Source organism: Burkholderia sp. BCC1977, from assembly GCF_905339595.1.
Lineage (GTDB): Bacteria > Pseudomonadota > Gammaproteobacteria > Burkholderiales > Burkholderiaceae > Burkholderia.
On record NZ_CAJPGQ010000012.1, the window covers coordinates 38,650 to 51,296 of the forward strand.

Below are 12,647 nucleotides of genomic sequence, written 5' to 3' on the forward strand. Positions count from 1 at the left end.
GGACCTCATGCCGATCGACAACGATTTCGAAATCGGCCATTTCGTGATCGCGTTCGCACTGCTGGGCGTGATCCTGATCGGTGCGCTACCGACCGCGCTGCATCGCGAGCGGTGGCATCCGAAGCGGGTCGGCACCGCGATCGGCGCGCTGCGCGGGATCGCGCCGATCGAAGCGATGCCGATGCTGACGTAACCGTGGCCCGGCCCTCGTTCGTGCACCCGTTCCCGCCGCGACGTGCGCGTTCGCGACTCGGGGTCGGAACGACCGGCACCGGCCCCAACCTGCCGGAGGCGACATGGAAAACGCTATCGTCGCGACCGTCCTGCTGCTCGCGGTCCTCGTGTTCGCGGTGCTGTTCTTCGCGGAACGGCGCAGCCGCGACAGCACGCGCGAGCGGCTGCTGCACCGCTCGTCGCGGCGCTCGACACGCTCGCATACGCACCACCATTCGTAAGCGGAAAGCGCGCACCGCGCAACAAGATCGGCCGACGGTACGGCGTCTTGCGACGTCGGGCCGCCGGCCTTGCAGCGGAGGTCCGGTTCCCGGGCAACCGGCGCGCGTCGCGCGCCTACCCATCCCACATCACGTGGCGGCCCCGTTCGTGAGCCGCACGCATCATGTCCAGCAGCGGCCCCGCGCAGTGCGCAAACCCGCCCGACGCCCACGGGCGCCGAAGGGCGCCCGTTGCAGGACCTGTCGTGCGTCGAGCATCGTTGCGTCAGCGGCAATCGCCGACACGCTTGCCGCGCCACGTCCACGCGAGCGTGTACGCGCCGGCCTGAGCATGCTGGCCGCGCAATTGCCCCTTCAGGTCGTAGCGCGTGGGCGTCACGTCGCCCGTCACGGTCGCGTTGCCGCGGCCCTGTTCGTTCGCGCAGGCCAGCGCGACCTTCAGCGTCGTGCCCGCATAGTTCCAGTTCGTGATCGTGCAGTTGACGTTGTCGCGCTGCAGGCGCGATTCCATCGTCTTGCGCAGGTTCTTCGCGTCCGCGTCGGTCAGGCACTGGTCCGGCATCGGGTCAGCGCCTTGCGGCAGCGGCTTGCCGTTCAGCGTGTAGGCGGTTTCGTCGTGCCAGACGCCCGGCGAGACGGTCTGCGCGAACGACGGCGCGGCAAGGCCGGTGAGTACGACGAGTGCGGCGGCGATCGACAGGGTGGTCGTGGTGCGGAAGGCGGAACGGACTGCGTTCGTCATGGCGTCTCTCGGAAAGGATTTGTTGTTCGATGGATGGCGGCGAGGTCGCGGCCGCGCGCATCTTAGCAAATCCGGTCCGGGAATTTCCGACAACTGAACGCCAACGTGAAGCCGGCGCGCGACAGAATCGTTTTCACATCGTCCGCTGCGCCGGCATCGCACCGCTACCCGACGTTCATCGGCAGCAGTACCATCTGCCGCCCCTCGACGTGCAGCCGCGCCTGCAGCTCGACCGGCGTCTGGTTGTGCAGCCACGCGGTCAGGAAATTCACGCGCCGGAAGATCAGCTTGCTCGCGAAGCACACGGCGTTCGGATAGGCATCGAGCGTCGACGACGCGAGGTTCATGAATTCGACGACCGGGTTCGTGCCGAACGCGATCCGGTAGTCGGCCGCGATGCCGTTGCGGCGGCAGTGCGCGACATAGTAGTCGAGCGACTCGGTGATCGTGTGACGCAGGCGCTCGAGATGCTCGTGCCCGTCGTACGCCTTCGCATCGACTTCGCCCACCGCGAGAAAGATCACGTTGCGGAAATGCCCGGGAAACAGCCGGTTGACCCACAGCAGCGCGTGCATGCTCGCGCCGCGATGCTTGCCGACCAGCAGCACGGCCGTCGGCTGCGACGGATCGGGCCGGCCCGGCGCGGCAGCCGCGTCGACGTCCGGCGGCGGCCCCGAGAACAGCGCGTCTTCCTTCGCAAGCTGCATGCGCGTGTACGCGTAGTGGCGGTTGATCATGACGCACAGCGCGATCACCGCGCTCGTCACGAGCACCGTGAGCCAGCCGCCGGCCGTGAACTTCTCGATCAGCGTGATGACGAGCACGGTCGCCGTCACGCTGAGCCCGAGCGCCGACAGGAAGAAGTGCTTGAACCAGCCGCGCTCGCTGCGATGGTGCCACCAGTACGTGCACAGCCCGAGCAGCGACATGCTGAACGTGAGGAACACGTTGATGCTGTACAGCACGACGAGCACGTCGACGCTCCCGTGCGTCCACAGCAGGATCAGGAGGCTCGACAGGCCGACGACGATGATGCCGTTCTGCCGCACGAGGCGTGTCGACAGGTCGCGGAAATGGCGGGGCACCCACGAATCCGACGCCATGTTCGACAGCACGGCCGGCCCGTCGAGAAAGCCCGTTTGCGCGCCGACCATCAGCAGCCCGGCCTCGAACGCGAGCACGGCCGCGAGCAGCGCGTGGCGCGCGAACGCGGAGCCGAGTCCGAGATGGTCGATCACGCCGCCGAACACGACCGCATTGAGCGTCTGCCCTTCGACGGGCCGTGCGTGCCACAGCATGTACAGCAGGATGATGCCGCCGGCCGTGAACGCGAGCGACGTCGACATGTACCACATCGTCACCTTGCCGTTCGGCACGCGCGGATCGGCGAGCATGTTCACGTTGTTCGACACGGCCTCGAGGCCCGTATAGGTGCCGCCGCCGAGCGAGAACGCGCGCATCAGCAACGCGAGCATCACGAACACGCCGAGCGATTGCGACATGCCGTGCGCCTCGTGCACCGCGTCGGGTACGATCGCCGCCAGGTTGCTGCCGTGCACCGCGACGCCGTACACGATCAGCCCGAAATGCAGCACGACGAAGCCGATGAAGATCGGCAGCAGCACCATGATCGATTCGCGCATCCCGCGGAAGTTGAGCCCCGTCATCAGCAGGATCAGCACGATCTCGGTCGTGAGCTTGAACGCCTGCGCACTGACCGGCAGCAGGCTGAAGAACGCGTCGACGCCGCTCGCGAGCGACGTCGCGACGGTCAGCACGTAGTCGACCAGCAGCGCCGCGCCCGACACGAGGCCCGGCTTCGACCCGAGCAGCGAGGTCGCGACGCGATAGCCGCCGCCGCCGGTCGGAAACAGCTCGATCACCTGGTTGTAGCCCAGCGCGATGATGAACACGGTCGCCGCGGTGGCGCATGCGAGGAACAGCGCAAGCGGCGTGTGGTGCGCGAGCGCGAGGAACGCCTCCTCCGGGCCATAGCACGACGACGACAGCCCGTCGGCACCGAGCCCGACCCAGGCCAGCAACGGCGTCACGGCGATCGCATGGCGCGTGCGCGGATCGAGCGGGTCCAGCGGCTTTCCGACCAGCAACTGCCACATCTTCTGGAATGCGGTCATGGTCCCCTCCCGGAGCGCCGGGCGCGGCGGCGTCATCCTCTAACGCTAGCCGACGCCCGGCCGCCGCACCAGTCCGCACATTCCATGAGACGCCGCCGCGGGCGCCGCGTCGCTTTCAACGCGTAAGCGGCCGGCACGTCTCACCTTCCCCGGCGCCGCGTGCCCGACCGCCGGCCGGTCGCGCGAACGGTCACCGCGTCGTCACAGTGACCGCCGTCATCGCCTCCGCTGCCCCATCCCGGCCCGCCCCGCTGCCGCTCTCCCGTCGAGCGATCACATCGATCGCGTCGTTCGCATGGCTCGCTCGGTTCGCGCCGGACGCGATGCCCGCTGGCATCCCGGTCGTGCGTTGTTCACCGCAATTCGACTTTTGTGCGCGCGCAACAATGGCGATGCCTCGCGGCCGGCGCCATCCGGGGGCACATATCCACGACGCCGGCCGCGTCGGCCTTTGAAAAACCACATCTCTCGAGGACATACCATGCAACTCCAATCCCATCCGGCGTGCCGTCCGTTTTATGAAGCAGGCGAACTCACGCAGCTGACCGCGTTCTACGAAGAAGGCCGCAACGTCATGTGGATGATGCTGCGATCGGAGCCGCGGCCGTGCTTCAACCAGCAGCTCGTCACCGACATCATCCATCTCGCGCGCGTCGCACGCGACTCGGGCCTGCCGTTCGACTTCTGGGTGACGGGCTCGCTCGTCCCCGAGCTGTTCAACGTCGGCGGCGACCTGAGCTTCTTCGTCGACGCGATCCGCAGCGGCCGCCGCGACCAGCTGATGGCCTACGCGCGCTCGTGCATCGACGGCGTGTACGAGATCTACACCGGCTTCGGCACCGGGGCGATCTCGATCGCGATGGTCGAGGGCAGCGCGCTGGGCGGCGGCTTCGAGGCCGCCCTCGCGCACCACTACATGCTCGCGCAGAAGGGCGTGAAGCTCGGCTTCCCCGAGATCGCGTTCAACCTGTTCCCGGGCATGGGCGGCTATTCGCTGGTCGCGCGCAAGGCGGACCGCGGGCTCGCGGAATCGCTGATCTCGTCCGGCGAGCCGCATGCGGCCGAGTGGTACGAGGATCGCGGGCTGATCGACCAGACGTTCGACGCGGGCGACGCGTATCTCGCGACGCGCACCTTCATCGACGTGATGAAGCCGAAGCTGAACGGCATCCGCGCGATGCTGCGCGCACGCGAACGCGTGTTCCATCTCACGCGTTCCGAGCTGATGGACATCACCGAGGAATGGGTTCACGCGGCGTTCACGATCGAGCCGAAGGATCTCGCGTACATGGAACGCCTGGTGATGCTGCAGAACCGGCGCGTGTCGAAGCTGCGCACGGTGTGACGTGAGCGGAGCGCCGCCGCGTAACCGGCGGCGCCCGTCATCCGGGGAGGCTCAGGCGATCAGCCTGAGCTTTCTCGTTTCCGCAAGCCAGGCCTCGAAGGCCTGGGCCGGCATCGGCCGCGCGAAGTAGAAGCCCTGCGCGTGGTCGACGTTGATCTGCTTCAGGAATTCGGCTTCCGCGTGCGTCTCGACGCCCTCGGCGACCACCGAGAAACTCAGCGCCTTCGCGAGCGACACGACCGAGCGCACCAGCGCCTGCGAGCGCGGGTTGCGGTCGATGCCCGTGATGAAGCTGCGATCGAGCTTGATCGAATCGAGCGGCAGCCGCGACAGTTGCGACAGCGACGAATAGCCGGTGCCGAAATCGTCGAGGTGAATCTCCGCGCCGAGCTGGCGGAACTGCTTCATCAGCTCGTGCGCCGCTTCTTCATCCTCGATGAAGCTGCTTTCGGTGAGCTCGATGTCGACGAGGCTCTGCTTCAACCCGGCGCTGTCGAGGATCGACGCGAACTGATCGACGATGTTCATGTCCTGCAACTGCCGCGCGGACACGTTCACCGCGATCCGCACGTCGAGCCCCTTCGCCTTCCACGCGGCGGCCTGCGCGGCCGCGGTGCGCATCACCCAGCGCCCGAGCGGCCCGATCAGCCCCGATTCCTCGGCGAAGCGGATGAACTCGATCGGCGCGACGAGCCCGCGATCCGGCGACTGCCAGCGGATCAGCGCCTCGACGCCGTGCACGTCGCCGGTCGCGATGTCGACGAGCGGCTGGTAGTGCAGCACGAACTGCTCTTCCTCGAGCGCCTTGCGCAGGTTCGTGTCGAGCCACATGTACTTCGCGACCTTCTGGTTCATCTCCAGCGAGAACACGCGGTACGTGTGCTTGCCCTCTTCCTTCGCCACGTACATCGCGGTGTCGGCGCTGCGGATCAGCGTCTCGAGCGAATCGCCGTGCTGCGGATACATCGCGATGCCGATCGAGCAGCTCGTGTAGACCTCCACCAGCCCGAGGTGGATCGGCGTACGCAGCCGCTCGAGGATGATCTGCGCGGTCGCCTCGAGCAGCGGCCGCGTGCCGTGCTCGAACAGCACCAGGAATTCGTCGCCGCCGAGCCGCGCGAGCGTCGCGCCGGACGGCAGGCAGCCGCCGATGACCGCGGATACGTCCTGCAGCAGGCGGTCGCCGGTGATGTGCCCGTAGTGGTCGTTGACGCGCTTGAAGTTGTCGAGATCGAGGAACAGGATGCCGACCTGGCCGCGCACGTCGGTGCGGTCCGCGGCCAGCGCGACGCGGATGCGTTCGCTGATGGCATGACGGTTCGGCAAGCCGGTCAGCACGTCGGAATTCGCGAGTTCGATGAGCCGCTGCTGCGCGTTGCGCTCCTCGGTCACGTCGATGCCCGAGCAGATCAGGAACTGCTCGTCGGCGCCGCTGCCGCTCTGCACGAACTTGTTGCGGAACTGGAACAGGCGCGGGCCGTTGACCGTGTTGATGTAGCGCTCGACCGCGAACGACCGGTTGCTCGCGAAAAAGCCGGTGATGTTGGTGCGCGACTGCGCACCCTGCTCGGGACTCATGAACAGCTCGAACGCGCTGCGGCCGATCACGTCGACCTCGCGCTTGCCGGTCACTTCCTCGCACAGGCGGTTGAAGCGCTGCACCATGCCGTTGCGGTCGAGGATCACGACGAGCGAATTCACTTCGGACACGACCTGCTCGGCGAACGCGAGCCCGTGTGCGAGGTCACCCGCGACGGACGCGGTATCGGAATAGGCGGAGGCCGTGCCGGCCCAATTGGCGGTGTCGACCTTCCTGCCGACCAGATGAAGGCTGACCGGATCGCCGAACAGCGCGAGTTCGAGCACGAGGTGCGACGTGACGCCGGTGAGCGCGCGGATCCGCGCCGCCTGCTCGCCGGTCAGCGCCACCGCGACATTGGTCAGGCCGCGAACGGCGGCCAGTTCGAGTGCATTGCTGTCGCTGCCGAGGCGCCAGCATGGGCTGCGCGTACCGAGATGCGCTTCGAGCACGGCGCTATCGTTTTCGTCATCCATGGACACGCCCCGATCCAGAAAAAACGCACAGTGTAGACGGAGGCGAGCCGGCCACCCTCAATCCCCGGGCGCGCAACGCGCGTACCCGGCAGGGCAGTCGTGATGACTGTGCCAGCGGCCCTCGTTCCGTACTTGTTTCCAACTCATGCGACCCGGCGTTCGCGCATGTCGCGCGCAGGTTTTCCAAACGAATGATGGAACCCATCTTATCAAATGACGAAGGAGATTGGCACTCACATTTGGAATGGGGTGTCAAGGAATCGAAACTCGATTGGCACGGGGGATTTTTCGTGATTGGCGGGATGCGCGCAGGCACGCGCACACGCGTCGAACCAGCCCTGAGAAATCGCCGGAACGCCCCGTCCGATGGGGGTTTGCATGAAATCGCCCTATCCCGGCAGCGATTCGCCGGCACGTACCGTGGCGGGGTCGGATCGGATTGCGGCGCGCGCGGAATCCGGGATTTTCGTTGCCGTTCGTGCGTGAATGCGCGTCTTTATTCCCGTATCCGTTGCAATATCGCGCCGATCGGTGCACGCGCATATATCGCCGGACCGGGCACGCAATGCGGCGGCATGAATGGAACCGGTGCGATCGCCCGGCCGGAACACGAGGAAGCCGGCCGGCGGGCGCCCCGCCGCACCGCTTCCGCGTGCGTCGCACCGTATCGCTCAGCCCGCCGTGCCGTAACCGCCGCCGCCCGGCGTTTCGACGACGAACACGTCGCCCGGCGCCATCTGCGCGCGGCCGATATGCGCGAGCGTCTCGACCGTGCCGTCGGCCCGCTCGATCGTGTTGCGGCCGAGCGCGCCGGCCTCGCCGCCGGCCGCGCCGAACGGTGCGTGGATCCGGTTGTTCGACAGGATCGATGCGGTCATCGGCTCGAGGAAGCGGATCCGCCGCACCGCGCCGTCGCCGCCGCGCCAGCGCCCGCCGCCGCCGGAACCCGCGCGCAGCCGATGCGAGTCGAGCCGCACCGGGTAGCGCCATTCGAGCACCTCCGGATCGGTCAGCCGCGAGTTCGTCATGTGCGTCTGCACCGCACCGACGCCCGCGAAGCCGTCGCCCGCGCCGCTGCCGCCGGCGATGGTCTCGTAGTACTGGACGCTTTCGTTGCCGAATGTGAAGTTATTCATCGTCCCCTGGCTCGATGCGACGCAGCCGAGCGCGCCGTACAGCGCGTTGGTGATCGCCGACGAGGTCTCGACGTTGCCCGATACGACGGCGGCGGGATACGCCGGGTTCAGCATCGAGCGCGCCGGCACGATCACCGTCAGCGGCTTCAGGCAGCCGGCGTTCAGCGGGATGTCGTCGCCGACCAGCGTGCGGAACACGTACAGCACCGCGGCCATGCAGACGGCCTTCGGCGCGTTGAAGTTGTTGTCGAGCTGCGCGGACGTGCCGGTGAAGTCGATCTCCGCGCGGCGCGCCGCGCGGTCGACACGGATCGCGACGCGAATCTCGGCGCCATTGTCGAGCGGATAGCGGTACGCGCCGTCCTGCAGCGCGCCGATCACGCGCCGCACCGCTTCTTCCGCGTTGTCCTGCACGTGCCCCATGAACGCCAGCACGACGTCGCGGCCGAACTGCCCGACCATCCGCCGCAGCTCGTCGACACCCTTCTGGTTCGCGGCGACCTGCGCACGCAGGTCGGCCATGTTCTGCTCGACGTTGCGGGCCGGATAGCGGCCCGACGCGAGCAGTGCGCGCGTGTCGGCATCGCGCAGCACGCCCGCCGACACGAGCTGCCAGTTGTCGATCAGCACGCCCTCCTCGTCGATGTGCGTCGAATCGGGCGGCATCGAGCCCGGCGTCGTGCCGCCGATGTCCGCGTGGTGGCCGCGCGAGCCGACGTAGAACAGCGGCGTGTCCGAATCGTCCGCGAACACCGGGGTAATGACCGTCACGTCGGGCAGGTGCGTGCCGCCGTGATACGGGTCGTTCAGCATGAACACGTCGCCGTCGCGCATGCGGCCGCGGTTGCGTTCGATCACCGTGCGGATGCTCTCGCCCATCGAGCCCAGGTGCACGGGCATGTGCGGCGCGTTCGCGATCAGGTTGCCGTCGCCGTCGAAGATCGCGCACGAGAAGTCGAGCCGCTCCTTGATGTTCACCGAATACGCGGTGTTCTGCAGCCGCAGCCCCATCTGCTCGGCGATCGACATGAACAGGTTGTTGAAGATCTCGAGCCGCACCGGATCGGCCTCGGTGCCGAGCGAGCGGCGCGTCGGCAGCGGCGTCGTGCGGGTCAGCACGAGGTTGCCCTGCGCGGTCATCCGCGCGCGCCAGCCGGGTTCGACGACGGTCGTGCCGTTCTTCTCCGCGACGATCGCCGGGCCATCGATCGCGTCGCCGGCGAGCAGCGTATCGCGCACGTACAGCGCCGCGTCGTGCCATCGGCCGCCGGAATAGAAACGCACGGCGCTGTGCGCATGCGGCGCCGCGCCCGCGTCGCGCGGCACGAGCGGCGCGATCTCGACCGGCGCATCGGAGCGGCCGATCGCCTCGACCGATGCCAGTTCGGCGACCAGCGGCGTGCCGGGCATCAGGAACGCATAGCGCTGCCGGTACGCGGCTTCGAACGCCTGCTGCATCGCGGCGACGCTGCCGGCCGGCACGTCGAGCGCGGAATCGGTGCCCTGGTAGCGCAGGTGCACGCGCCGCTCGGTCGCGATGCGCTCCGGCGGCACGCCCTGTTCGAGCAGCGCGCCGACCGCGTCGTCGGTCAGCCGGTCGAGCGCCGCGTTCAGCGCCGGCAGCGACGCGTCGGACAGCACGGCCTCCACCGCACGCTCGCGCATCGCCGTCTGGTCGGCGAGCCCCATCCCGTATGCGGACAGCACGCCCGCGAGCGGATGCGCGAACACCTGCGTCATGCCGAGCGCGTCGGCCACGCCGCACGCGTGCTGGCCGCCCGCGCCGCCGAACGTCGTCAGCACGTAGCGCGACACGTCGTGGCCGCGCTGCACCGAGATCTTCTTGATCGCGTTCGCCATGCTGCCGATCGCGATTTCCAGGAACCCTTCGGCCAGCGCCTCGGGCGTGTCGCGCCGCCCGGTCGCCGCGTGGATCTCGTCGGCGAGCGCCGCGAATTTCGCGGCCACGCCGTCGCGGTCGAGCGGTTCGTCCGCCTGCGGGCCGAACACGCGCGGAAAATGTTCGGGCTGGATCTTGCCGAGCATCACGTTGCAGTCGGTGACCGTCAGCGGGCCGCCGCGCCGGTATGCGGCCGGCCCCGGGTTCGCGCCGGCCGATTCGGGCCCGACACGCAGCCGCGCGCCGTCGAAGCCGAGCACCGAGCCGCCGCCGGCCGCGACCGTGTGGATGCTCATCATCGGCGCGCGCATCCGCACGCCGGCCACCTGCGTCTCGAACACGCGCTCGAACTCGCCGTTGTAATGCGACACGTCGGTCGACGTGCCGCCCATGTCGAAGCCGATCACGCGCTCGAAGCCGGCCGCACGCGCGGCGCGCACCATCCCGACGATGCCGCCGGCCGGGCCGGACAGGATCGCATCCTTGCCCTGGAACGCATCGGCGCGCGTCAGGCCGCCGCTGCTCTGCATGAACTGCAGGTTCACGCCCGGCATCTCGTGCGCGACCTGCTCGACGTAGCGGCGCAGGATCGGCGACAGGTACGCGTCGACGACGGTCGTATCGCCGCGCGACACCATCTTCATCAGCGGCGACACCTCGTGCGACACCGACACCTGCGTGAAACCGATCCGGCGCGCGAGGTCGGCCAGCGCGCGCTCGTGCGCGGTGTAGCGATAGCCGTGGATCAGCACGATGGCCAACGCCTGCACGCCCGAGTCGAACACGCGGCGCAACGCCGCTTCCGCGCGTGGCACGTCGAGCGGCACGACGACGTCGCCGTGCGCGCCGATCCGCTCGTCGACCTCGACGACGGTCTCGTACAGCGCATCGGGCAGCACGATGTCGAGATCGAACAGGCGCGGCCGGTTCTGGTACGCGATGCGCAGCACGTCGCGAAAACCGCGCGTCGTCGCGAGCGCGGTGCGTTCGCCCTTGCGTTCGAGCAGCGCGTTGGTCGCGACCGTCGTGCCCATCTTCACCATGTCGACGCGTTCGGGCGTGATCGGCTCGCCGTCGGCGAGGCCGAGCAGGTGGCGGATGCCGGCGACGGCCGCATCGCGATACTGCTCGGGGTTCTCCGACAGCAGCTTGTGCGTGACGAGCGAACCGTCGGGCCGGCGCGCGACGATGTCGGTGAAGGTGCCGCCGCGGTCGATCCAGAATTGCCAGCGTGCGGCGTCGGAGGAAACGGGGAAAGTGTGTCGGTCAGTCATGGCGATGAACCCGGAGCGTCGTTGAATCGAAGGACGAGCGCCGCCGCACGGCGCGCGTCGCGCGCCGCGTGAGGGCTTCGGTGAACAGGGAGAGGTGAAGCGGCGGGCGGGCGCCCGCTTATGCGGCGTCGAGTTCGCGGCCGCGGGTCTCGGGCAACGTCAGCGCGGCGACGATCATCACGCCGTACGCGGCGACCGCGAAGATGCCGATGCTCGCGCCGAGCCCGTATTGCTTGGACAGCGCGCCGATCAGGAACGGGAACAGTGCACCGATCGCGCGGCCCACGTTGTAGCAGAAGCCCTGCCCCGAGCCGCGCACCCGCGTCGGGAACAGCTCGGTGAGGAACGCGCCCATCCCGGAGAAAATGCCCGACGCGAAGAAGCCGAGCGGGAAGCCGAGCCACAGCATCGACGCGTTCGTCAGGTTCAGCGCCGGCGACGTATAGGCGAACGCGATCACCATCGAGCCGAGCGCGAACAGGATGAAGTTCGGCTTGCGGCCGAGGCGGTCGGTCAGGTACGCGCTCGCCAGGTAACCGACCCACGAGCCGATGATGATGGTCGCGAGATAGCCGCCCGTGCCCATCACGGTCAGGTGACGCTCGGTCTTCAGGAACGTCGGCAGCCAGGTCGTAATCGCGTAGTAGCCGCCCTGCGCGCCGGTGGTCAGCAGCGCCGCGCGCAGCGTCGTCGACAGCAGCTTCGGCGCGAAGATTTCGGTGAGGCGCGGCGCGTCGGCCACCTTCGCCTGCGTGGCCTTCTCCTTCTCGTAGACGTCCGGCTCCTTCACGTAGCGGCGGATCACGACCACCAGCAGCGCGGGGGCAAGGCCGACGAGGAACAGCGCGCGCCACGCCTGTTCGGCCGGCAGCACTGAAAACAGCAGCGCATACAGCAGCGCCGACAGCCCCCAGCCGATCGCCCAGCCCGACTGCACGAGGCCGACCGCCTTGCCGCGATCGCGCGCGCGGATCACTTCGCCGATCAGCACCGCGCCGGCCGTCCATTCGCCGCCGAAGCCGAAGCCCATCAGCGCGCGCGCCGCGAGCAGCTGGTGATAGTTCTGCGCGAGCCCGCACAGCGCAGTGAACACGGCGAACCACAGCACGGTCAGCTGCAGCGTGCGCACGCGGCCGATCCGGTCGGACAGGATGCCCGCGATCCAGCCGCCGAGCGCCGACGCGAGCAGCGTCATCGTGCCGATGAAGCCGGCGTCCGCGAGCGAGATGCCCCAGGTCGCGACGAGCGTCGGGATCACGAACGACAGCATCTGCGTATCCATCCCGTCGAGCATGTAGCCGACCTTGCAGCTCCAGAACGCGCGGCGTTCGCGCGGCTGCGCGTCCGCATACCATCCGAACAGGCCGGTGCGTGCGGGGCCCGCGGGGTCGGCGGCGGGCGCCGCGAGGGTCTTGCTTTCCATGGTGAAGCTCCTGTCGAAATGTGCGGTCGAAACCGTGCGGGTCGTGCGGGTCGTGCGGGTCGTGCCGCGGGCTCGCGATCGCCAGCCCGCGGCTGCTCGCCGCCCTCCGGGCCGGCGGATCGTCTGTGGTCACGGCGTGCCGCCGCGACGGGGCCGGACCGGCAGCCGCGCGGGCCGCCGGC

General features: G+C 68.6%; 8 protein-coding genes. 3 read left to right on the forward strand and 5 right to left on the reverse strand.

The window, feature by feature from the left end; translation table 11 throughout:
* The first annotated feature begins 7 nt into the window (after positions 1-7).
* Together U5771_RS12725 and U5771_RS12730 are read left to right on the forward strand one after the other, a co-directional pair.
* The gene (locus tag U5771_RS12725) at positions 8-193 is read left to right on the forward strand and encodes a hypothetical protein (protein ID WP_322024303.1); all 186 of its coding nucleotides are present in this window, start codon (positions 8-10) and stop codon (positions 191-193) included.
* Positions 194-296: 103 nt separating this feature from the next.
* Positions 297-455 carry a hypothetical protein gene (locus tag U5771_RS12730; protein WP_322024304.1) on the forward strand — a complete coding sequence of 53 codons (159 nt, stop codon included), beginning with the start codon at positions 297-299 and terminating at the stop codon, positions 453-455.
* Between the two features lie 265 nt (positions 456-720).
* On the opposite strand, the gene U5771_RS12740 is transcribed toward U5771_RS12730, so the two are convergent.
* Entirely contained in the window at positions 721-1,197 is a 477-nt protein-coding gene (locus U5771_RS12740) for a DUF3617 domain-containing protein (RefSeq protein ID WP_322024305.1), read from the reverse strand.
* Between the two features lie 164 nt (positions 1,198-1,361).
* Positions 1,362-3,332 (reverse strand): APC family permease, encoded by a 1,971-nt coding sequence (locus tag U5771_RS12745; protein WP_322024306.1) that lies wholly within the window; start codon positions 3,330-3,332, stop codon positions 1,362-1,364.
* Positions 3,333-3,813: 481 nt separating this feature from the next.
* On the opposite strand from U5771_RS12745, the gene U5771_RS12750 reads away from it, so the two are divergent.
* The gene (locus tag U5771_RS12750) at positions 3,814-4,677 is read left to right on the forward strand and encodes a crotonase/enoyl-CoA hydratase family protein (RefSeq protein ID WP_124613907.1); all 864 of its coding nucleotides are present in this window, start codon (positions 3,814-3,816) and stop codon (positions 4,675-4,677) included.
* Positions 4,678-4,728: 51 nt separating this feature from the next.
* Here the strand turns inward: U5771_RS12750 and pdeR are convergent, their stop codons facing one another.
* From pdeR to U5771_RS12765, 3 genes are all read right to left on the reverse strand, one after another.
* On the reverse strand, positions 4,729-6,732 hold the full coding sequence (pdeR, locus tag U5771_RS12755) for a cyclic di-GMP phosphodiesterase (protein ID WP_322024307.1): 2,004 nt from the start codon (positions 6,730-6,732) through the stop codon (positions 4,729-4,731).
* A gap of 671 nt (positions 6,733-7,403) precedes the next feature.
* Positions 7,404-11,042 carry a hydantoinase B/oxoprolinase family protein gene (locus tag U5771_RS12760; RefSeq protein ID WP_322024308.1) on the reverse strand — a complete coding sequence of 1,213 codons (3,639 nt, stop codon included), beginning with the start codon at positions 11,040-11,042 and terminating at the stop codon, positions 7,404-7,406.
* A gap of 118 nt (positions 11,043-11,160) precedes the next feature.
* The gene (locus U5771_RS12765; RefSeq protein WP_322024309.1) at positions 11,161-12,465 is read right to left on the reverse strand and encodes an MFS transporter; all 1,305 of its coding nucleotides are present in this window, start codon (positions 12,463-12,465) and stop codon (positions 11,161-11,163) included.
* Positions 12,466-12,647: the final 182 nt, after the last annotated feature.

Bases quoted from the DNA above. Each gene is read 5' to 3' on its own strand.
- U5771_RS12725 (WP_322024303.1), top strand. From the start codon at position 8: ATGCCGATCGACAACGATTTCGAAATCGGCCATTTCGTGATCGCGTTC.
- U5771_RS12730 (WP_322024304.1), top strand. From the start codon at position 297: ATGGAAAACGCTATCGTCGCGACCGTCCTGCTGCTCGCGGTCCTCGTG.
- U5771_RS12740 (WP_322024305.1), bottom strand. From the start codon at position 1,197: ATGACGAACGCAGTCCGTTCCGCCTTCCGCACCACGACCACCCTGTCG.
- U5771_RS12745 (WP_322024306.1), bottom strand. From the start codon at position 3,332: ATGACCGCATTCCAGAAGATGTGGCAGTTGCTGGTCGGAAAGCCGCTG.
- U5771_RS12750 (WP_124613907.1), top strand. From the start codon at position 3,814: ATGCAACTCCAATCCCATCCGGCGTGCCGTCCGTTTTATGAAGCAGGC.
- pdeR (WP_322024307.1), bottom strand. From the start codon at position 6,732: ATGGATGACGAAAACGATAGCGCCGTGCTCGAAGCGCATCTCGGTACG.
- U5771_RS12760 (WP_322024308.1), bottom strand. From the start codon at position 11,042: ATGACTGACCGACACACTTTCCCCGTTTCCTCCGACGCCGCACGCTGG.
- U5771_RS12765 (WP_322024309.1), bottom strand. From the start codon at position 12,465: ATGGAAAGCAAGACCCTCGCGGCGCCCGCCGCCGACCCCGCGGGCCCC.